Genomic DNA, 21,260 nt, shown 5'->3' on the forward strand with positions numbered 1-21,260 from the left:
GGCAACCTCGTTTTTGGCCGGCGATTGTGCCTGCGCCCAGCGCGCACCTGGCCGCCATCCGCCACCCCTCGGGACAGAGCATTCACCCGGATCGTCGTCGACCGGAAGGGGGAGCGCTAACCGCTCAGGCCGCGGCGTGGCGTGCCGGTCCAGCCGTCTCAGCCGCTCGATGGCCAAGTGCGGCAGGAACAGCGAGACAACCCGTCTCATCGCACCCCTCCACGATCAATGAGAAGGACCCGCCGGTGCGTTGACGCGCCAGCTCGACCGACCAACGGGCGCGTCCCACCCCGGCAACCGTGAGCCGCTGCGACGGGGCGCTGGCGACCCGCCAGCGCGTCCAGGCAGCGGAGGGCTCGCCGAGCGGGTCTTGCGAGCGGCCCCGCCAACGTCGCAAGAGCAGCACAGGAATGTCGGCTTCAGCCGCGACGAGCTGGAGGCGGCGCGTGGCGACCATCGAAACCTTTGCCGTCTCGGCCACGACCGCTGCCGGCGTACCATCCCGGATCGCGTCCTCGACAACCGCCAGGAGAGCGGCGTCGTCCCCAGGCTGGGCGTAGATCACGTTCGCCGAGCACAACCCGGCTTGCGCCAAGCCAGGCGCGTAGAGATCGTTCCGGCAGCTTGCCCAAAGCACTGGGGCACGCATGTTTTGCGCTTCTCGCGCGGCGATACCGGCAAGGAACAACGTGGCAGCCGCATCGTCGACCAGCGAACAGGTCCGTGCCGCGACCTCGTGCAACGCTCCAGCCCGGAGCCCTCCCCCGTTCAGACGATTGTCGAGGTCACTCACGCCGAATGGCAGGACCCGGTAATCGGCGAGCGGCATCGCAATGCTTCGCAGATGGGCGATGCTCTGGGGAAGCGAATCGAGGACGGCTGACATTGTGGTTAGACTCTACGTGTTCGCTTTATGTTCCGTTACCGCCGGCGCTTGGTCAACGGATTTATGTCTGCCGGATCGAGTCTTTGGGCTTGACCGCAGCCGAGGGCCGGACGGTACGGAGTCGTAACGAATACGCGGTCTACAGCGCGATCTCGAATGAGTTGCCAGTATCGCCGCGCACGATCACGGGCCTCGGCACGAAAATTGACGGTACGCACCGCGTGGAACGGTTACATAACAGACCAAAAACAAACCGAGAAGATTTCGCTTTCGTTCTGCCATCGGCTGACTCATAGAATCGAGATGCCGATCCGCCCTGAAAACCGCTGGCTTTACCCGATCGACTGGCGCCAGCTGTCGGACGTGATCCGGTTCGATCGGGCCGGCGCGCGCTGCGAGCACTGCTCGAGACCGCATATGCGTCGGGTCGCCCATCTTGGCGATGGTCGCTGGTGGGATGCCGATGCCGTGTGTTGGCGCTCCGGCTGTGGCAAGCGGATCGCGCTCAAGGGCGGCTTCATTCTGGCGTCGGTACGAACGACTTATGTCGTGCTGGCTTGTGCGCATCTCGATCACGATCCAGGCAACAGCATGCCCGGCAATCTCGCGGCGCTCTGCCAGCGTTGCCATATGATCCACGATGCGGCCGAGCATCGATGGCAGCGCTGGTGGAACGTCTTTCGCCTGCGCGCGATCCGCGACCTGTATGAAGATCCGCGCGTCACGCGAGAGCGCAGCGCGCAGTAGAAACTCGGCCGAAGGCTTTGCGTTGGCTCGGGCGCCAACTCGGCGATCACCCCTGCCCGCACCCGGGATGGTACACCTCGACCATGTCATGATTAGCCAGTTTGCGGACCATCAGGCGGGCGCCCGCGATTTCGCATCGTCGAGCAGCATCATTGTATCGGCGCTCGGCACGGCTAAGGTCCGGCCAGATCCACAAGGGAGAGTAAGTAGCATGAACATCGGTGAACTGGCGAAGGGCGTCGCTGGGACGACAGGCACGAGCGAGGCAGAGGCCAAGGCCGCAATCGCCGCCGTGTTCGACCAGATCGCAAGCGCGGCCGCAAAAGGCGAAGAAGTCTCGATCGCCGGGTTCGGCAAGTTCTCGGTCAAGGATCGTCCCGAGCGCCAGGGCCGCAATCCGTCGACCGGCGAGGCCATGACGATCGCTGCATCGAAGAAGGTCTCGTTCACACCCGCCAAGGGTCTGAAGGACAAGCTCTAAGGCCAGAGTGCCGGTGGGCGGAGCTTGCCGGCACCGAAAGGGTGCTCGGATGTGCAATCGATACAGGCTGACCGCGAAGCAGGCGGAGATCGCCGCGACATTCGGCATCCGCCCGCCTTACGAGCCCGACGAGACGTATCCGGTCCCCGACATCTTTCCGTCGGGCAAGAAGACGCCGTTCTACGGCCAAGTGGTCATCCAGGACGGCGCCGACCGGAAGATCGAGCGGATGGAGTGGGGTGTACCGACGCAGGTGCCGAGTAAGCGCGACGCAAGCGTAAAGCTCACCAAGTACGTGACCAACGTGCGCAATCTCAATTCGAGCTTCTGGCGGTCGATGCTGACAACCCCGGCGCGCCGTTGCCTGGTGCCGGTAACGGCGTTCTCCGAGTTCGGGATCGCGCCGGGCGAGGACGGAAAGAAGCCGCTGCACTGGTTCGACGTGCCTAGCCGCCCGATTTTTGCCTTTGCCGGGATTTGGCGACCGACCGAGCGCGGGAATGCTTACGGGTTCTTGACCACCGAACCGAATGCGATCGTCGCGCCGATCCATCCAAAGGCGATGCCGGTGGTCCTTCACGACGACGACGACTATGATCGCTGGCTATCGGCACCATGGAACGATCTGAAGGGGCTCGTCGCCCCCTACCCTTCCCAGTTGATGCGGCTCGGCTGACACGCCCATAATCCGCGTAATTCAGCTGCCGCAGTTGCGGTTTCATGCGCTCCGCTGGTGCGCGCGCCAGGCGTCGTTCCAGTCGTCATGATCCTCGGGTACGCGGCTGATGAGCTCGCGCCCGTTCGCTGTCAGGTGATCGCGTGCCTTTTCCAGCAGGCGGTCGGCCGCGCGGCCTCGGTCACCGTAAACGATCACCCGGCGGACCTTCTCCGGGATCGCGACGAAGGCGAGCCGTTCGACACCGCCCAGCGCCCATGTCGGCGTTCCGAACCACTGCGTTGCTGACAGAGCGTCCTCGATTCCTTCGGCAAGGCCCAACTCGTCGGTCGCGGACGCAAGCCGGATCGCAGCTGTGCCGACCAGTCCTAGTGCAACCTTCGGCTTTGGAATGGGCTTGCGCAGCACGTCGACAGGATCGAGGAAGGTCCGCTGGACGGCAACCAGTCCGAGGTCGTTTTCGACCGCGGCGATCATCGCGGGCATCACGCGTCTGTCGGCACCGGAGCCGAATATGGTCGCCGGGTTGAAGCGCAAGGCCTTGGGATAGGGCGCGGCGAGGCCGCGGGCGACGAGATAGGCTTCGGCCAGTGTGCCCGCGACCGGGACGCTGGCATTCCAGAGACGCAGGGCGAGCGCGCCCATGTCGCGCTTTGGTTTTCCCTCCGGCATTGCCACCGCGGAACGGTCATGGAGCTTTTGGCGCTGAAGCGCCTTCAGCACCTCGAGCGCTGTACAGCCGGCAAAACAGTGGAAGAGAATCGCCGAATCGCCGAGGCGGACGGACAGGCTGGGTGAGCCATCGTCATGGGCCGGGCAGCGGCATTCGCCGCGAGTGCCGCGCCACACCCCGCCGAGCTGTTCGACGATGTTCTTGGCTCGGAATTCGGCATCGAGCGGTAGTCTCGTCATCGGCCACGTCCTGTGAAGTTGGTCGGTTTCGGTCACTTTAGCCTCCGGAAAATATCACCGAAGGCACAGGCGGCATCCTCCACTCTGGATGGTCGGCATGAGAAGGTGGGCCGCGCGCGGCGCGACGATCTCTTTCGTCCGGGTGGCGACCCAAGCGAGGATCGTCACCCAACCAGGCCGAGACGGCCACGCGGGCTGGATCGCAACGCGGTGGAGGTGTAGCCGCGCCGCCAACCCGCTCCCAATCAGCTATGCTCGGCTTCGGCCTTGGTCAGGATCGAGAAGGTGTCGGCAATCAGCTCGGTGCGGTAGGAAACCTCGTTGCCTTCGCCGTGGTTGCTCTCGCGGACTCGGCCGGTGACATGCACCAGATCACCCTTCCCGGCTGCTTCGACCTGGGGTCCGACATTGGAGAAGCACACGACGCTGTTCCACAGCGTGTCGGTCTTCCAGTCGTCCCCGTCGCGCCGGTTATAATTAGCGGCGACGCTCACATAGGTGACCTTCTCGCGCGCCGTGATTTTGCCGATGCGACCGATGATCCGAAACTCGGCAATATTCTGTGGCATGATATCCTCCTTGGTTGATGTTGGGATCGGATCCGGCGGCCCGGTGCGAGCCTAGTCGGGCTCCTCTTGCCGGTGCCGAAAGTGGTAGCGCCCCAAATTCTCGGGCGTCGCGTATGTGTCGTAGGCCGTTGTCCAGTCGCGCCGGATGGCCTGCTGCGCCGTCCGAAGTGGCACGCGGCGCTCGCAAACCAGTCGCCACAAGACATATGCCAAGGCATTCTTGTCGGCCGCATTCGCCTGGCCGCGCCGGGGCTGGAGCCACAGATCGCGTAGGTCGAGCGGCGCGCCGCCAAGCGAGATCGGGATCAGATGGTCGAGTTCGTAATCGGCGAAGGACTCGCCCGGATGCTGCGCGTCCATCAAGCGCCGTTTGACGGGCGCGGTAACCGCGAAGGCGGGGCGGACCGATCGGGCATAGCCGGGTCGGCAGATCGTCGTGCCGATGTTCGCCTGAGTGATAGAGGGATCGACGGCCCCTGGCGTATCGCGGGGCGGCAGGATGCCGGTTCGGTCCACCCGCAAGAAGGGATTGCGGAGCGCCGTCGATAGGCCGGCAACGGCATCGCAGAAGTCATGGGTCGCGGCGACGCTGCAGGCCGAAACCTCACCGCGCCTCCTAGCCCGCTTGTCGTCGAACGGCCGATACCAGAAGCCGATGGCGATCAAGAGCGCCAACCCGCCCGATATAGCTTGCAGCCTCAAGAGCGAATGGCCCGTATATCCACCGTCGTCCCAGTCAACTCGAAACCACTCGACAACTAAATCAGCTAGGTGCTGGCCTAGCTGACAATTGCCTAAAGCGGTTTGCAACACATCTCCTATGCTCATGGTGCAATATCGTGCCTCTAGTCGCAATGGATTACGCCGTATCACTCCATAATCGCGAATGGATCGCTCCAGATGTGTTGTTGTTTGCCTTATGCTTCAGGTTTAGCCTTTTGATGTCGATGTCCTCTAGTCGCTGACATCTGCTTGGGTTCAATTCAGCAATGGTGCATTGGTGTGCTTCCGGCGAGTATCGTAGCGAAGGCAATTCAACTCTGTGCCGCCGGGCTAGCCGGGGCCGGAACGCCATCTCCCGCGTCGCTCGCAATCTCCGTTCGTTCGGGTGCGGTCCTCGCTAGGCAGCCCGGCAACGCAGCTGACGCAGAGGCGACGGTGCGTGATCTGATCGCGTTGGGCGCGGACTTCGAGGCGGGGCCGCTGGCGATCCGCGGCCGTGATTTTGCGACTTACGGTATCACGCTGGCAACGGTTTTTGATGCCTGCGCGCTCTCGCATATCGACGACGACCGGTCTTCTATCGGCTCCGTGGGCGCGCTCTCGGCGTCGAACGTCGCAGCCCTCGTTCGTCGCGCCTTTGGCTCGCGGATCACCGATACGATCCGCCCAATGAACGCCAGCTACGGCGCGCGGTATAGCTGGCACAAGTTCGGCCAGGCAGTCGATTTCGTTCCCGCAGGCGGCGTCCACGCGATCGACCGCGAGCAGATCCGGGCCCTCATGACACAGAGCGGTATCCGGATCATCGAACTGCTCGGGCCGGGGGATCGCGGTCACGCGAACCACTGGCATGTCGCGTTCGCACGACCCGGGCAGGTCATCGACCGGACCCGACCGATCGAAGCCGACGAGGACTGGATCATCACCGTCGCACAGGGCGACGCGCCGTCCCCCCCGACGCCCGCCGGAGTTGAGGCGGCCCCCGCACCGACCGCGCGGGCCTCGGCCCTCGCCCTTGCTGCCAATGCACCGGCGCAGTGGGACGTGTTCGCAACCGAAGAGTGGCGCGCAGCTCATGGAGGTGGCTCATGATCCGATACCTGATGACCAAGCTGGGCGGCACTACTGGCGCCATCTCGCTTTGCGTGGCCGGCGTCGTGGCGGTCGCGGCCCCACAACCCGCCTACGCGTCGGACTGGGGGTGTCAGGTGGTCCTCTGCCTCGCGACACCCGGCTCGCCGACGAAATATGTCGAGTGCGTCCCGCCGATCACGAAACTCTGGAACGCCCTCGCTATCGGCAGCTCGTTCCCGACCTGCACCGGGGTCGGCGTCAAAATGAAAAAGGCCAAGCACGGCTACGACCTGACCGTGACGCAGGCCGATGGCGGAACGTCGCGGTACGCGCTCGACACCCGCTACCAGACGGTGACGCAGCAATGATCCACGCCATCGCCGCGATCACGATGCTTGCGCAGCAATGCGCGCCTGAGATCGCGACCGAGGCGGTTGTTCCCCTCGTCGTGACCGAAAGCGGCGGCGACGATCTGGCGATCAATATTAACAAGGGGCCGCGTGTCCGCGCCGCGTCGATCGCCGACGGTGCCGCGCTGGTGCGCCGGTACATGGCGGCCGGCTATACGGTTGATGTCGGGCTGGCGCAGGTGAACTCCGCCAATTTAGCGCGGTTGGGCGTTACCGTCGAACAGGCCTTCGACCCCTGTACGAACCTGCGGCTCGCATCCTCGATCCTTCGGGCGGGATATGGCCTCGCGATCCAGCATTATACGGGGCTGGACGCGATCTCCGCGACCTATTCGCTCTACAACACCGGCACGCTGACGCGCGGTTTCCACAATGGTTATGTCGGTCGCGTCTGGTCGGCCGCGAGCGGCATGGGGACGATCCAGACACCCCCGCCCATCCCAGGCTCGGCGTCGGCGCCGACCGCCACGCCCGCCTCGGCAAAGCAAGGGATCGCCGAAGCTAGCTGGGTGGTGGGGCAGATCGATTCCAGCGCGGTTCAGGTCTTCAAATGAGCGCGGATAACAGCGTTGCACGGGGCGGCCTCGACGCGGAGACGCAAGCCGGACAGGCGGCTTTCCAGATTCCGCCTGAGCTGGCGACACGGTATCAGGTACGGATCATCGAGCCGTCCGACGGCAGCGAGCGCCGCGTCGGCATGTTCCTGCCGACAGATCGTGAGAACCCGTCGATCGAGATTGCCGGCGATCGCATCATTGCTCGAAACGAGGATCCCGAGACCGTCTCGGCCCTGGTCACGATCGCCAAGCACAATGGCTGGGCAGGAATCGACGTCGAAGGTTCGCCTGAGTTTCGTCAGGCCGTGTGGACGGCAGCGTCGCGCGAAGGCCTGACCGTGCGCGGCTATGAGCCGAGCTTCGACGAACAGGCGCGAATGGAAGAGCTGCGTCGCGCCGATGCTGCACGACGCGACCGTGAGGTGGCGGAGAAGCCGGCGCCGACTGTCGAACCCGTCGCTCCGACGGCGGCTGTCGGGGCGACGGAGGCGACAGTAGTCGCGCCGTCGGCCGACGCGGAGAGGAACGGCGCGCCTCAGCCGTTGCCAAGCGGAAGCAGCACCGAATTGTCCGACGCAGACAAGCGCCTCCTGTTGACGGTGAGCGTCCACACGCAGGATCGCAAGGCGCTCTACGCGGCCGTCAGCGAGGACATGGACCCCTTGCGGAGGGAGGTTCAGGCCGAACGTATCGATCTGAACAGGGATGCGCTGAACGGGGCGCTGGAGCGGGCCTTGGAAAGCCCGACGCTGGTCAGCGCCTTCTCAAGGTCCGGTTATGAACCCGACGGTCTGCGCCAGATGGCTCGCGACGGCGCGTGGGACGGCGAGGTCGCCGATGCGATCTACATCGTCCGCTCTGGGCTCAACCGGCACGAAGTCGCCCGCGAAGCCGGTGCGAACGTGCCGCTCGGCGGCGCGCTCGCCGCCACGCCCGAAGACCGCCTAGCCGGCGAAGCGACGGCTGCGCCCGAGCGACAGACCGAACAGGAACCCCATATCGTTCGGGAGGAGCGCCTTCATCAGGCCGCGCCTGAGCGACGTCACGAAAATGACGAACTGGCCGAACTGTTCCTTCATGGCGGGGCGGAGAGTATCGCCGCCGAGCCGCGCCTCGCCAACGCGCTACTGGCGCAGGCGGCGATGGATCAGCACCTTGGTGCGGCGTTCGATGGCGACGCGGAACGGATGACGTCCGCGAGCTTGGAGAGCCGCCACATGATCTCGGACGTGCTGCGGCGCGGCCTGGATGTTTCGGTCCGCGAGCCGACGCCTGTGCGGCAGGTCGAGCCGATCCGCCCCACCCACGATCTCGAGAGGTAAACCCCAAGCCATGGAGACCCGTATGAAGTTCACTCAAGGCATGGGCCGGATGTTGTCCGACGCCCGCGCGCGGCAGGTCATCGGCTTTGTCGGTGCGCTCGCCCTCATTTCGATCGCCCAGCCGGCCTTTGCCGATGGAACCGCGATCGAAGGTGGTCTCAACACTATCAAGGCATGGATGACTACCGTTGCGTCCGTGGTCGGCGTCATCGCCGTCATGGCGGTCGGCTATGCCAAGCTGACCGGTCGGATGGACTGGGGAAAAGCGGTCACGGTGCTGATTGGCATCGGTATCATTTTTTCGGCCACGACGATCGTCGGCTGGATGAGCAGCTCGGGTGGCTGACGCGGATAGGCTCGCCGAGGATAAGGTGTTCCTCGCCCTGACCAGACCATCGGTGTTCATGGGATTGCCGCTCGAGGCGATCCTGCCGATCATCATGGTCTGCATGGTGATCTGGGGGGTTTTCCATAATCCGTTTTACCCCCTGGCCTTGTTCGGAGCGCTCTACTTCCCGGCACGCATGATCTGTCACTACGACTTCAACGCGTTCCGGCTGTGGGGCCTGTGGTTCCAGACCGGCTTCCTATCCAAGAACCGCAAGTTCTGGGGCGGCGGGAGCTACTCACCCGTCCGCCTCGCCAAAGGCGTGAAGCGGAAGCATTTCGGCAATGACTGATACCAGGCTGAGGCATAAGAAGATCGCGGTTCGCGAGACGGATGACATCAAGTTCATTCCTTACACGCGGCACGTCGACGACACGCTGGTTGCCCTCGAAGACGGCTCGCTCATGCGCATGTACCGCGTCGATGGGCGGCCGTTCGAGACCAGCGACATCGGCGACCTCAACACCTGGCATAACAAGCTCAACATCGCGTGGCGCTCGATCGGTGACGATCGCGTCGCGCTGTGGACCCATCTCGTGCGGACAGCGACCGACCCTGTTCTCGGTGGCGACTTCCACTCCGACTTCGCGCGAACCTTGCAGGAGAAATACGCCGACACGCTGAAGGAGAAAGTCCTCTACCACAACGAGTTCTACGTCACGATCATCGTCCGGCCGTCGAGCATGGCCGGCGAGCAAGTGACGCGGCTTTTCTCCAGGCGAAAAGCCAACGCCGAGATTGACCATCGCGCGCTCACTATCATGGCGGACAAGTGCCGCGACTTCGAAACGCTGCTCGCCGATGTCGCGCCAAAGCCGCTCTCGCTGTATGAGCACAACGGCGTCCTTTTTTCACGACCGATGGAGGTGCTGCACTTCATCCTGACCGGCGACCGCATCCGCGTGCCGCTGCTCGACGGCAGGCTGGGCCAAGCCCTGTATGCCTCACGCGTGGTGTTCGGTCGCGAGGCGGCCGAGATCCGGCTGCCGCACACGTCGCATTATCTCGGCATGTTCGGTGTGCGCGAGTATGTCGCCAGCACGCGGACCGGTCAGTTCAACAGCCTGCTCACGCTCGACTTCCCGTTCGTGCTGACCCAGAGTTTCGCGCCGTTGGTGAAGTCGGTCGCGAGCGAGCGGTTCACGAAAAAATACAAGCAAATGGTCTCCTCGGACGATGCCGGCGTCAGCCAGGCGGAGGAACTGCTCGACGGCGTCGACGATCTCATGGCGAACCGCTTCGCCATGGGCGAGCATCACCTCTCGATCGCGGTCATCGACGAGAACCCGAAGCGGCTGCTGGAACGCTTGTCGATAGCCCGATCGGCAGCGGCCGATACGGGCATGGTGATGGCGCGCGAGGACGTCGCGCTGGAAGCCGCCTTCTGGGCGCAGCTTCCCGGCAATTTCAGGATGCGCGCGCGCCCCGCGGTCATCAACACACGCAATTTTGCAGGCCTGAGCCCGTTCTACACCTTCCCGGCCGGCCGCAAGTCGGGGAACCACTGGGGCGAGGCGGTAACGCTGCTCAAGACGCGCGCGGGCTCGTCCTTCTGGTTCAATTTTCACCGTGCCGACATCGGCCACACGCTCATCATCGGGCCAACCGGTGGCGGCAAGACGGTGCTGCAGAACTTCCTGCAAGCGCAGCTCGAAAAGACCGGCGCGAAACAGGTGTTTTTCGACAAGGACCGCGGTGCCGAGATCTTCGTGCGCGCTTGTGGCGGCACCTATTTGGCGCTGCGCGACGGCGAGCCCACCGGCTTCGCGCCGTTGAAGGGCCTCACCCCGTCTCCGCACGACATCGCGTTTCTGCGGCAGTTTATCCGTGTTCTGGTACGCCGGGAAAACCGCCCTCTCAGCGTCGCCGAAGAGCGACTGATCGACGAGGGTATCGAGGCGGTGATGCGGCTGCCGGCGCCGTCGCGCTCGTTCAGCGCGTTGCGCGAAATGCTGGGCTACGCCGATGCGGAGGGCATTGGTGCGCGGCTGGAGCGCTGGTGTCTGGGCGGCCCGCTCGGCTGGGCTTTCGATGGTCCGCAGGACGAGGTGTCGATGTCGGCGCGGTTCATCGGCTTCGACATGACGGACTTCCTGGAGAACCCGGAGATCCGCACTCCCACGATGTTGTACCTCTTCCACCGCGTCGACGAGCTGCTGGACGGGCAGCGTGTCGTGGTCGACGTAGACGAGTTCTGGAAGGCGCTTCAGGACGAAGCCTTTCGGGCGTTCGCGCAGGACGGTCTCAAGACCTTCCGTAAGCGCAACGCCTTCATGGTATTTGGCACGCAGTCCCCGGCCGATGCGCTGCGCTCGCCGATCGCGCACTCGATCATCGAGCAGACCGCGACCAAGATCTTGCTTCCAAACTCGGACGCCAAGCGATCGGATTATTGCGACGGGCTCGGCCTGACGGACGCGGAGTACCGGCTGATCCGTGAGGATCTGACGCCGGAGAGCCGGACCTTTCTGGTCAAGCAAGGGCATACCTCGATCGTTGCAAAGCTCGATCTCGGCGGGATGCCCAATGAGCTGAAAGTGCTTTCTGGCCGCGAGGAAACCCTCGTCGCCATGGAGGAGGCCATTGCCCTGGCGGGCAACGATCCTGCGGCGTGGCTGCCGCATTTCTATGCCAACCAAAGGAGAAGCTGACATGTCGCTCAAGCGCATCATCATGGTTGCAGCCGCGCCGGTCGCGATCGTCGCGTTTACGTCGCCGGCCGCTGCACAGGGCATCCCTGTGTTCGACACCTCGACCTATGTGCAGGCGCTCGCCCAGGTTCAGAACACGGTCAAAATGATTCAGCAGGGCGAGCAGCAGATCCAGACGGCGACGACGACGCTCAGCTCGCTTCAAAAGCTGACCAACGTTAACGCGCTCGCCCCGCAATTGCTCAACGCGCAAGTGCGCAACATCCTGCCCAACACGACAATCGACGCCTCGACGTTGCTCGGTGGCGACCTGTCGAAGATCGGTCCGCTCGGTTCGCTCGCATCGAGCATCCAATCTCGGTACGCGCTGCCGGCAACGTCGTCCTCCGACGCGGATCTGGCCTACAACCAGGCGCTCAAGGATGCGACCAGCTCATCGGCTGCCACGGCCGCGCTGGGCGAGAATACGCTCAGCATCGCCCAGACCCGGATGCAGGGCCTCGACCAGCTCCGCGAGCAACTGTCGTATGCCAAAGATCCCAAGGACGTGATGGATCTGCAAGCCCGGATCTCGGTCGAACAGGCACAGCTTCAAAACGATATGCTCAAGATGCAGGCGATCCAGATGGCGCAGGCCGGTCAGGCGAACATGCAGATCAGCGCAGCGCAAGTGGCGGCCGGTCGCGATGAAGCAGCATTCTTCAGTGCCAACACGATCAGGAAGTGATCATGCGCAAGATACTATCCCTCTGCTCGTTGCTCGTCGTCTGCGGATGCCAACAGAACGTCGTGGTGCCTACCGCCAAGGAGCTGATCGCCAGTCCTCAACTCCTCTCGCAGTGGCAGGCGAAGTGCGATGCGGGGGAATACAGCCATCTCCCTGCGGATCAGAAGGCCAAGATGTGCGCGACGACCGGTGACGCGACCATCTCGGTCGCCCAGACCAAGGCCGGCAACGAAGAGGCGGACTTCTTCAAACAGAGCACGATCCGCAAGAAGTAGATTTAATCGCTGCGCCTTGATCGCCGAAGATCGGAACCTCATCCAATGGCTGCCGGCCCACCCAACATCATGACGCTGTTCACGACGATGTATTCGTATGTGGAAACCGCCATAGCGACCTCGGTTGCGAGCTTCGGAGCGGGGCTCGTCAGTTTCGTTGCAGCGCCTTTGGCCCTGGCAGCGATCATCTACTTCCTGCTGCTCGGCTTCGCCGTGCTACGAGGGGCTATCCAGGCTCCACTTCGCGAGCTGGTATTCCAGGCCGGCAAGGTCGGGTTCGCCCTCGCGGCTGCCAGTGCGGTTGGCTATTCGGCGTTTGTGGTGAACGTGGTCACCAACTTGCCGAGCGAAATCATCGCGGCTGGATCGGGCACGCCCGTCACCAACCCGGGCACCACCTTCGATACCTATGTCGCCGATACCGGCAAGCTCTCGGAAAAGTTGGTCAATGCGAACCTGAAAGTTCAGTCGCAAGAGCAGAAGGGCATCACTGACTTTCGCACACCCGTGATCCAGCTCAGCGCCACCCTGATCACCTATCTGTGCGTCGCCGTCCTCTACATCTTCGCGTTTATGTCGGCGTCGATCGGCTTTTGCATCGTCATTTTTGCCAAGCTGTCGGTTGCGATCTGCGTCGCGCTCGCGCCGCTCGCGCTGGCGTGTCTGCTTTTCAACTCCTCCCGCTGGCTGTTCGACGGGTGGCTGAAGCAGACCGTCAATTTCATCCTGCTGATGGTCGTCATGGCGATCATGACCAAGTTCATTACCGGCCTCCAGGAAGCCGCGATGGACGGCATCATGGGATCGATCCCCGAAGACGGCTCGTCCTTCGTCATGGCGCAGAACGGCTACATCGTTCTGAAAGCCGCCGTGATGCTCGTCGCGACGATCGCCTGCGCGGCGATCTACATCGTCGGCACGATCTTCTTCTTTCAATCGCCGGCCATCGCCGCGGGCATCTCGGGGGGTGCGTCCTCTGGCGGCCATGGCTTCCTGCAGACCGGGGCGAACATGTTGACCAACCGGCTCATGTTCCGACGCGCGACGCAGGCGAACCGTCCCCCGCCAGGAGGAGGCGGCACGGGCGGCTCGGCCTCTCGGTCCAATTAGGCCGGCTGGCCGGTCCGGAACCATGCATCACGAAACCGCCAAGCGCGGGACCTTACGAACGGAGACAGTATGAAAAGGCTGACCATCGTGGCGATCGGCACGCTTGTGCTTGCCGGCTGCACCGGGACCCATATCAAGCCCGTCTCGGTGTGCGACGGCAAACACCGGCGTCCCGCCAACCTCTACGGGTCGATCCTGCCGAGCTTGCCGGTGCCACTGCCGGCGTCACAGCAGGGCGCAGGGCAGTCGATGGTGGTTCCTCCATCACGCGAGCCAGCGCCTGCGCCTTTTCCCGCACCGCCCCCTACGCCCGGTGCCGGAGGTACGCCTGCCGCCCCAATCGGATCTGGGGCCATGAATATCCCGCGATCTGCGCCACGTACGTCCGCGCAGGACGTCGCGCCGACCTACTCCTCCTGCTGAAGGGATCGACGCCATGGGCGCGGTGAAGGCCGAAGATAAAGAGAAATATTACGAGACCTCAAGGACGTGGGAATACGATCGTATGCGTGCGGCGATCCAGTCCAAGCGGCTCGCCTGGGGCGTTGCGGCGGCTGCGTGCACGCTCGCTGTGGCGTCGGTTGCGGCAGTCGCGATGCTCAGCCCGCTGAAGACCGTCGAGCCCTATGTCATCAGGGTCGACAAGAGCTCGGGCGAGACGCAGGTCGTGACCGCGCTCAAGGGGCCGCAGCCGCGCACCTATGAGGATGCGGTCAACCGCTACTTCATCTCGCAATATGTGCGGTTGCGCGAAGGCTGGCTAAACGATGCCGCGCGCGAGAACGCCTATACGGTCATGCTCACCAGCGATTCCGCCGAGAGCGCTCGTTACCTGAACAGCGTTCAGGCCAACAACAAGACCGCGCCTTCCAACATTTACGGCGACAAGGGCTTCGTCTCGATCTCGATCCGGACGATCAGTTTCCTCAGTCCTACCGTGGCGCAGGTCCGCTTCGCGAAGATCATCACCTTCGGGCAGAACACGCCGATCGCGCAAAATTGGAACGCGATACTGACCTTCAGATACACGACAGCGCCGGAGCATGAGAAGGATCGGAATATCAATCCGCTCGGCTTCCAGGTCGTGAATTATCGTTCTGATCCGGAGGCGTGACATGAGCGATCAGCCAAATACGTCGGACAATGGCGACCGTGTTGCCGTCCCCTTTATGCCCGCGCTCCGCAAAAAGCTGATTCTCCGCCTGTCACCGCCGGCGACGGAGTTGGTGCTGACAGAGGATGGCGCCAGGAACCGGTTCTGGCGCGGGGTCGGGGCGGTGTGGCACCGCCTCGTCGCGTTCTCAATTCTGGGTGCCGCGGCAGTCACGCTTGCGCCACAGCCTGCGTTCGCGTCGGAGACCCCCGTCCCTGGGGCCAAGGACGCTCGCGTTCGCAACGTCAACTACGATCCAGATCAGGTGGTGACGATCGTCGGCAGTTTCCGGCACGCGATCGAGATCCAGTTCGGGCCCGGCGAAACGGTCACGCAGGCCGCCTTGGGCGATACCGTCTCCTGGCAGATCGCGCCCGTTGGAAACATCGTCTTTCTCAAACCCCGCGAGAGGGCTGGAGGAACCAACCTGATCGTCGTCACCAACGCGGGCGGCGTGTCGCGCACCTATCATTTCAACCTCGCACTAGGGACGGGCGCCACGATGTACGGCGTACGATTCCGCTATCCGCGCGAGGAACGGGCGATGGCGGCGTTGCAGGTGCAGCTTGCCCAGGTCCAGGCCGCCAAGGCGATCGAGACGACCATCACCATCGCCGCGCTCGACCATGCCGTGATCGAGGGCACCCGGAATATGAGTTATACCGTGCAGGGCGACGTCGCGCTGCAACCCACCGAGGTCTCCGACAACGGCGAGTTCACCGTGCTGCGCTATCCGGGCCACGCCGACATTCCCTCGATCTTCGCGGTCGACGTCGACGGGACCGAGACGATCGTCCCCTACGATGTTCGCGAGGATTTCGTCGTGATCCATGCGGTCTACCGTCAGTTGCGCCTCCGGCGCGGGGCGACGGTGCTGTGCATCTACAACGAGGCGCCGCTGCGCAACGATCGCGGCGATCGAACGGGCACCGTCTCCAATGTCGTCGAACGCAAAGTGAAGGGGCAGTAACATGGTCGGGACCGTGATTGACCGCGGGGGCGATGTCGCTGCCGACACCGTTGCTCCAAGCGAGGTCGATAACCCGGTCGCGCGTAGCGGCGGGTGGGGCAACCTCGCCTTCATCGGTGCGGGGATCGGATTGCTCGGCGCCCTAAGCGGCATCGTGATAGGCTATGGTGCGTTTCACCAATCGGCCAGTACCGCGGCTGCCGCGCAGCCCGCGAAGGCCAGTGACCGTGCCGTGGACGACGTGATGGGATCGCCAAACGCCCAGCGAGCGGCGCTCGCGGGTCAACTCGGCCAGCCCGGCGCGGCGCAGACCGACATCTTCGGGCGGCCGATCGCCGCAGCGGCGGGGACGCAGGTCGCCGATGCCAACGGCAATCCGGTGCCGACAACGGGCGGGACAGCCTCCGCCACGGCGAACGGACAGCAATCTCCGGAGCAGCGACGTGCAGAGCAGGCGCGCGCCATGGCCGATGCGGCCCGGCGATCGCCGATCATGGCCTTTGGCAACACCGGGCTGGCCTCGACCGCTCTTCCCGCCTCCGCGCCCGGTGCGGACGCTCAACAGAGTACGGACCTCGAGGACCGGACGCGCGGCGCTGGACAATCCACCGTCGCGCGGCGGGGTCTCGGTGCCAGTGGTTTCGGAGCGCCGGGCGAAGACAATCCGGCCGAAGCGGGCAAGGGTTCGACCGACTTCAACGATCAGCTCGGCCATGCCGCGATCCAGACGGTCCGGGCAACGATGGTCGCGGACCGTAACCTTCTGCTGAGTGCGGGCACGGTCATCCCCTGCACGCTCCAAACGGCGATCAACTCGACGCAGGCCGGGTTCGTGTCCTGCGTCATCAACCACGATGTCTATTCCGAGAACGGTCGCATCGTCCTGCTCGACAAGGGGACCAAGGTCCTCGGGCAATATTCCGGCGGCATCACGCAGGGGCAAGCGCGCCTGTTCGTACTGTGGACGCGCGCCCTGACGCCGCGCGGCGTAGCGATCGACCTCGGGTCGCCGGCAGCGGATAGCCTTGGTCGGGCCGGGTTGCCAGGCGGCGTCGATACCCAGTTCTGGGCACGTTTCGGCGTTGGGCTCGTCATCTCGGTGCTGGAGGATGCCTCGCAAATCGCCGGTCGGGCGGTCGCCAATGAGGGGAGCAACACCACGCAAGTTCCCGGACAAACCGGGCAGACCGTCCTTCAGCAAACTATGAACATCAAACCGATCTTGAAGAAGAACCAGGGCGACACCGCGGCGATCTTCGTCGCCAAGGACTTCGATTTCCGCTCAGTCTATGATGTGGGATTGAGGCGTTAAGGCCGTGGCATCCAGTCCGACGTCGCTGATCTACGAGCATAATGCCGAGCCGATCCGACGGCACCTTCTGCGCGACGATGTGACCGAGCTGGTCATCAACGAGCCAGGGATGATCGGCCTCGAGACGCGTGGTGGCTGGGAATGGCATGAGGAGCCCGCACTCGACAATGCGGCCCTCATGACGCTGGCGAAGCTGATCGCGGGGCTGACCAAGCAGGACATCAACTCCGAATATCCGATATGCTCCTCGGTCCTGCCGGGCGGCGAGCGCGCACAGGTCGTCGTTCCCCCGGCGGTCGAGCAAGGCTTCATCTCGATCACGATCCGCAAAGCGTCCGGCGTGACGATGAACATCGACGATTTCGAGCGTGCCGGCCTGTTCAGCGAGGTGCGCGCGCACGGCCTGTACGAGGAGGTTGACCCCGATCTGCTGCGACTGCGCGAGGCGGGCGATTGGCGCGCCTTCTTCAAGCTGGCGGTCGAAGCCCGCAAGAACATCCTCATTTCCGGCGCGACGGGCTCCGGCAAGACGAGCTTCTCTAAGGGTCTCATCAAGCTGATCCCGGACTATGAGCGGATCCTGACGATCGAGGACACGCGCGAGCTCGTCGTACCCCAGCGCAACCACGTCCACATGATGTACGCCAAGGATGGGAAGAGCCTCCAGAAGGCGGGCGCCAAGGAGTTGCTGGAATCGGCGCTGCGGATGCGGCCCGATCGCATCCTTCTGCAGGAACTGCGGGACGGCACCGCCTTCTTCTACCTGCGCAACGTCAACAGCGGTCATCCCGGTTCGATCACCACGGTCCACGCCAATACGGCCGAGGGCGCGCTCGAGCAGCTGACGCTGCTGGTGAAGGAATCGGAAGGCGGCAACGATCTCGACCGCCACGACATCCGGGCGCTGCTGCGCTCGCTGGTCGATATCGTCGTGCAGATGCACCGCCTGCCACCCGGCGAGGGCCAGCCGGCGCGCTATCGCATGACCGAAGTATGGTTCGATCCGGCGAGCAAGCCGACCGACTGAAGGGGGTGCCGGCATGAACGGAAAATGGGTGCGAAGCGACGAAGGGTCGCAGCCGGGCGCGATCGCGTTCCTTGGCATCATCGGCCTGGCGCTGAGCGCCACGATCGGCGCCCTCGCCGTCCTGTGGCGTGCCCACCTCCTCAACGCGCATACGCCCTGGATTAAGGTGCCGGCCGCGCTGTGGGCGTTGAAGGGCTATCCGATCGTCTATCAGCCGTTCCTGATCGGCTTCGGGATCGGCCTCGTTCTGACGGTCATCACCATCCTCTCCACGCTGTTCAAACGGCAGAAGCTCCACGGCGAGGCGCGCTTCGCGCGAGTCGGCGAGGTTCGCAACGGCAAGATGCTCGCCTCGGCCGGCATCGTGCTGGGCAAGTTCGGCGGGAAGGTGATGCGCTTTGGCGGACCCGAGCATGTGATGCTGGAAGCCCCGACGCGCGCCGGCAAGGGGGTGGGCGTCATCATCCCGAACTTGCTCGACTGGCTCGATTCTCTCGTGGTGCTCGACATCAAGCAGGAGAATTACGACAACACCGCGGGGTATCGGCTGAAGGTGCTCGGGCAGCAGGTGCTGCTCTTCAACCCGCTCGATCCCACGGGTCGCACCGTGCGGTGGAACCCGCTGAGCTACATCAACCGGCATGATCCGGTGGAGGTCATCAACGAGCTTCAGAAGATCGCGGCAATGCTCTATCCCGATCCGCTCACGGGCGAGAAGTTCTGGGCCGAGGGCGCGCGAACCGCTTTTCTCGGCATCACCGCATATATCGCGGCAACCGTCGACGATGGGGAGGACGCCCTCCCCTTCACGCTCGGCGAGGTGTACCGCCAGTTCGCGGCCAGCGATGCCCAGCGGCGTTTCCCGAAGATCATCGCCGATCGTAAGAAGGCCGGGAAGCCCCTGTCGGAAGGGTGCGTATCGGCGATCAAGGATTATACCGGCTCGTCGGCGAACACATTTTCCGGATTGCGCCAGTCGGTTACGTCCAAGATCAACGGCTGGCTGAACCCATATGTCGATGCGGCGACCTCAGAGAGCGATTTCGATCTCAGTGACTTTCGGGACAAGCGGATCTCGCTCTATCTCGGCGTGTCGCCGGACGACCTAGAGCGGGTTGCGCCCATCTACGGCCTGCTCTTCCAGCAACTCATCGACCGCAACGTCCGCGAGCTGCCGAAGGGCGACAAGCATCAGATCAAGGTGCTGCTCGCCCTGGACGAGTTCGCGAGCCTCGGCAAATGCACCGTGCTCGCGAACGCCTTCAGCTATGTCGCCGGCTACGGGCTGCGGATGCTGCCGGCGTTCCAGTCGCTCGAACAGATCCAGGGCGTTTATGGGGACAAGGTGGCGGCCGACATCGAGCGAAACTGCGCGGTGCGGCTTGTTCTTCGTCCGGCCGGTTTGGCCGAGGCGAAGAAGATTTCGGACCAGCTCGGCAGCTACACGTTCAAGGCGCGGTCGCGCTCGATAGGAACGTGGGGCGGCGGCGGCGGCTCCACCTCGGACTCCGATCAGCGCCGGCCGCTGATGCTCCCTCAGGAAGTTGAGTTGCTGCCGGAGGACGATCTGATCGTTTTCCGGCGAGGCATGTACGCGACCTATGGAAAGAAGGTCCGTTACTATGCCGAGAAGAAGCTCTCGGCGCGGACCAAAATACCCGCCCCGGAGATGCCCCAGATCCGCGTCGACCCCGCCGTCGCTGCTAACAGCCTTCGGGTGATCGAGGCCACGCAGGCTCCCGCCGACGACGCCTCGTCGATGCGAAGCGCCGCGACACCCTCAGAACCTGCTGCTACCAACGGCGCTCGTGCAATGGGTCGGCGGGGATTGAATCAGGCCGCGATCAGCGCGGCTTTGGCCGTTCCGCCAAACGAGCGTGTCGCCAAACTCTTCGAAGGCGTCCTCATGGTGCGACGCAAAGCTGCGTAATTAATGAGAATGCCTTTTCGGCGATTCGCTAGCGGGAATCGTTTTTGGGAACGAGCGATTTGTCCCCAATGGCGTCAAATGGGACGAAGCAGTCGTTCGGGCAATCGGCCGGGAATGTCGGGTTTCGGATGAATCGGCCATTCGCGGGGCTTCCGAGATTTGCTCGGCATCGCGCCAGCCTGCACGGTAGCGACTCCGCGGGGCTTCGATCTCACGCCAAAATAACAGCCGCGGCTCCCCTAACGAAAAACCCCGCCTCCGAGGTTGTCGCGCACTTTCTCCATCCGACAGGGTATCTCGCGCAATAGTGCGAACCTAGAGCACGTGCGCCACCGCCCCACGCCGCAATTCTCCAGAATTTGCGGTGCTCTGCGTCGCCTATCATGTGTTTTCCGACACTGGCGGGGCTAGTCGGCGCTTAAAAACGGCAGGGCCGTTCACGCCCACACCCGGACGCTCGGGTTAGTAATTCGGAGTCCCGGTAGTAGTCATTCGTTCAGTGGGATTTTGGGGAACTTTCCAGACATGAGTTGCAATCGGGGCGCTCGGGATTGGTAAAGCTGTCTAGTTACGGCCAATGGGCAAGCGCGGTAAAATGGATCGCAAAAGCGATTACGCTGATATAATCTGGCATCGGAGGTAAATGCAGAAATGGAAAGTAGCCGTCAGCTGGAGAGCATCGCCCTCGCAATTGCTCCAATGCTAGCGGCTTCTGTATCCGAAGTATGGATCGTGGCAGAAGTTCATGACGACTGGATACAGAGGCGCTACGATGTCGTGTGCAACGGTAAGCTTGTTGAGGGGGTGGAAGGTGAGAGAACCATGAACCGATCCGTCAATGATGCTGTATCCGCCCTAAGGCGTGACATGCTTAAAGAGAGTCAGGAAGATTGGCATCATTGCACCTATGTTTTGAGGTCTGACGGAATCTTCAAAATGGAGTTCGATCGTAGCAGACCGCCGAGCGTGTGAATGTAACGATAGATACTCCTGTAAAAGGAGGCAGCGCCACAGAATGTCGGCCATCGCCAGCACCTTCCCGAAAGCCGCCGTTCCGCTTTCCTGCCCAACCCGGACATTCCCGAAATTCGATCCAGACCGTGCGAAAACTCACCGCCGCCCCCGATACAGACGTGATGCTCGAAACATAACGTCGCCAGATATGGCTGCGACGCAAGATAGCCAATCACCTGGCAACCGACACGCAGCTATATTAGTACGCTACATTCGGGGTTGGAGTTTTCGCACGGTCTGGATCGTTTTCGAGAAAGGTTTCGTGCCGCAACCAGCCGGTTTTGACACCTGTGAAGGCGGGGGATCTGCTAACCTCGATAACTTATTCGGCATGATCCTTTTTAAC

The 21,260-nt window shown here is 63.3% G+C and carries 23 protein-coding genes; 19 read left to right on the forward strand and 4 right to left on the reverse strand.

Annotated elements, in window-relative coordinates:
• Positions 1-124: 124 nt before the first annotated feature.
• The gene (locus tag L8F97_RS17210; RefSeq protein WP_242153018.1) at positions 125-886 is read right to left on the reverse strand and encodes an ImuA family protein; all 762 of its coding nucleotides are present in this window, start codon (positions 884-886) and stop codon (positions 125-127) included.
• A 303-nt stretch (positions 887-1,189) separates the two neighbouring features.
• Here L8F97_RS17210 and L8F97_RS17215 point away from each other — a divergent pair, with 303 nt between their 5' ends.
• The 3 genes from L8F97_RS17215 (at position 1,190) to L8F97_RS17225 (ending at position 2,790) form a co-directional block, all read left to right on the forward strand.
• Complete coding sequence (locus tag L8F97_RS17215) at positions 1,190-1,633, forward strand: hypothetical protein (protein ID WP_242153020.1); 444 nt, start codon at positions 1,190-1,192, stop codon at positions 1,631-1,633.
• A 211-nt stretch (positions 1,634-1,844) separates the two neighbouring features.
• Complete coding sequence (locus tag L8F97_RS17220) at positions 1,845-2,114, forward strand: HU family DNA-binding protein (protein ID WP_037533376.1); 270 nt, start codon at positions 1,845-1,847, stop codon at positions 2,112-2,114.
• Between the two features lie 49 nt (positions 2,115-2,163).
• Positions 2,164-2,790 carry an SOS response-associated peptidase gene (locus tag L8F97_RS17225; RefSeq protein WP_242153023.1) on the forward strand — a complete coding sequence of 209 codons (627 nt, stop codon included), beginning with the start codon at positions 2,164-2,166 and terminating at the stop codon, positions 2,788-2,790.
• A 42-nt stretch (positions 2,791-2,832) separates the two neighbouring features.
• Here the strand turns inward: L8F97_RS17225 and L8F97_RS17230 are convergent, their stop codons facing one another.
• The 3 genes from L8F97_RS17230 to L8F97_RS17240 form a co-directional block, all read right to left on the reverse strand.
• Positions 2,833-3,702, reverse strand: a complete 870-nt coding sequence (locus tag L8F97_RS17230) for a toprim domain-containing protein (protein ID WP_242153026.1) — start codon at positions 3,700-3,702, stop codon at positions 2,833-2,835.
• 245 nt (positions 3,703-3,947) lie between these two features.
• A complete protein-coding gene (locus L8F97_RS17235) occupies positions 3,948-4,271 on the reverse strand; it encodes a single-stranded DNA-binding protein (protein WP_037533373.1) in 324 nt (107 codons plus the stop codon).
• Between the two features lie 51 nt (positions 4,272-4,322).
• A complete protein-coding gene (locus L8F97_RS17240; protein WP_242153029.1) occupies positions 4,323-5,099 on the reverse strand; it encodes a hypothetical protein in 777 nt (258 codons plus the stop codon).
• Positions 5,100-5,429: 330 nt separating this feature from the next.
• On the opposite strand from L8F97_RS17240, the gene L8F97_RS17245 reads away from it, so the two are divergent.
• From L8F97_RS17245 to L8F97_RS17320, 16 genes are all read left to right on the forward strand, one after another.
• On the forward strand, positions 5,430-6,086 hold the full coding sequence (locus L8F97_RS17245; protein WP_242153032.1) for a muramidase: 657 nt from the start codon (positions 5,430-5,432) through the stop codon (positions 6,084-6,086).
• The gene (locus L8F97_RS17250) at positions 6,083-6,436 is read left to right on the forward strand and encodes a hypothetical protein (protein WP_242153035.1); all 354 of its coding nucleotides are present in this window, start codon (positions 6,083-6,085) and stop codon (positions 6,434-6,436) included. Before L8F97_RS17245 ends, L8F97_RS17250 begins: the two co-directional genes overlap by 4 nt.
• On the forward strand, positions 6,433-7,032 hold the full coding sequence (locus tag L8F97_RS17255) for a lytic transglycosylase domain-containing protein (protein ID WP_242153038.1): 600 nt from the start codon (positions 6,433-6,435) through the stop codon (positions 7,030-7,032). The genes L8F97_RS17250 and L8F97_RS17255 overlap by 4 nt, the downstream gene beginning before the upstream one ends.
• Positions 7,029-8,357, forward strand: a complete 1,329-nt coding sequence (locus tag L8F97_RS17260; RefSeq protein WP_242153040.1) for an LPD7 domain-containing protein — start codon at positions 7,029-7,031, stop codon at positions 8,355-8,357. Before L8F97_RS17255 ends, L8F97_RS17260 begins: the two co-directional genes overlap by 4 nt.
• Before the next feature lie 10 nt (positions 8,358-8,367).
• Positions 8,368-8,703, forward strand: a complete 336-nt coding sequence (locus tag L8F97_RS17265; protein WP_229839537.1) for a TrbC/VirB2 family protein — start codon at positions 8,368-8,370, stop codon at positions 8,701-8,703.
• A complete protein-coding gene (locus L8F97_RS17270; protein ID WP_121905603.1) occupies positions 8,696-9,037 on the forward strand; it encodes a type IV secretion system protein VirB3 in 342 nt (113 codons plus the stop codon). The genes L8F97_RS17265 and L8F97_RS17270 overlap by 8 nt, the downstream gene beginning before the upstream one ends.
• Positions 9,030-11,396, forward strand: a complete 2,367-nt coding sequence (locus L8F97_RS17275) for a VirB4 family type IV secretion/conjugal transfer ATPase (RefSeq protein WP_242153043.1) — start codon at positions 9,030-9,032, stop codon at positions 11,394-11,396. The genes L8F97_RS17270 and L8F97_RS17275 overlap by 8 nt, the downstream gene beginning before the upstream one ends.
• 1 nt (position 11,397) lies before the next feature.
• Positions 11,398-12,123, forward strand: coding sequence for a type IV secretion system protein (locus L8F97_RS17280; RefSeq protein WP_121905601.1), 726 nt, complete (start codon positions 11,398-11,400; stop codon positions 12,121-12,123).
• A gap of 2 nt (positions 12,124-12,125) precedes the next feature.
• Positions 12,126-12,398: a hypothetical protein gene (locus L8F97_RS17285; protein WP_121905600.1), complete on the forward strand. Its 273-nt coding sequence runs from the start codon at positions 12,126-12,128 to the stop codon at positions 12,396-12,398.
• Positions 12,399-12,467: 69 nt separating this feature from the next.
• The gene (locus L8F97_RS17290; RefSeq protein WP_242153046.1) at positions 12,468-13,508 is read left to right on the forward strand and encodes a type IV secretion system protein; all 1,041 of its coding nucleotides are present in this window, start codon (positions 12,468-12,470) and stop codon (positions 13,506-13,508) included.
• A gap of 436 nt (positions 13,509-13,944) precedes the next feature.
• On the forward strand, positions 13,945-14,622 hold the full coding sequence (locus L8F97_RS17295; RefSeq protein ID WP_242153048.1) for a virB8 family protein: 678 nt from the start codon (positions 13,945-13,947) through the stop codon (positions 14,620-14,622).
• A gap of 1 nt (position 14,623) precedes the next feature.
• Positions 14,624-15,631, forward strand: coding sequence for a TrbG/VirB9 family P-type conjugative transfer protein (locus tag L8F97_RS17300; RefSeq protein WP_242153051.1), 1,008 nt, complete (start codon positions 14,624-14,626; stop codon positions 15,629-15,631).
• A 1-nt stretch (position 15,632) separates the two neighbouring features.
• Positions 15,633-16,943: a type IV secretion system protein VirB10 gene (gene virB10, locus L8F97_RS17305; RefSeq protein ID WP_242153053.1), complete on the forward strand. Its 1,311-nt coding sequence runs from the start codon at positions 15,633-15,635 to the stop codon at positions 16,941-16,943.
• Between the two features lie 4 nt (positions 16,944-16,947).
• A complete protein-coding gene (gene virB11 / locus L8F97_RS17310; protein ID WP_121905596.1) occupies positions 16,948-17,970 on the forward strand; it encodes a P-type DNA transfer ATPase VirB11 in 1,023 nt (340 codons plus the stop codon).
• Between the two features lie 13 nt (positions 17,971-17,983).
• Positions 17,984-19,900 (forward strand): type IV secretory system conjugative DNA transfer family protein, encoded by a 1,917-nt coding sequence (locus L8F97_RS17315; RefSeq protein ID WP_121905595.1) that lies wholly within the window; start codon positions 17,984-17,986, stop codon positions 19,898-19,900.
• A gap of 1,015 nt (positions 19,901-20,915) precedes the next feature.
• Positions 20,916-21,260: hypothetical protein (locus L8F97_RS17320; RefSeq protein ID WP_242153058.1), on the forward strand; the 345-nt coding region annotated here is incomplete at its 3' end.

The sequence above is a fragment of the Sphingomonas sp. BAUL-RG-20F-R05-02 genome (genome assembly GCF_022662305.1).
Taxonomy (GTDB): Bacteria; Pseudomonadota; Alphaproteobacteria; order Sphingomonadales; family Sphingomonadaceae; genus Sphingomonas.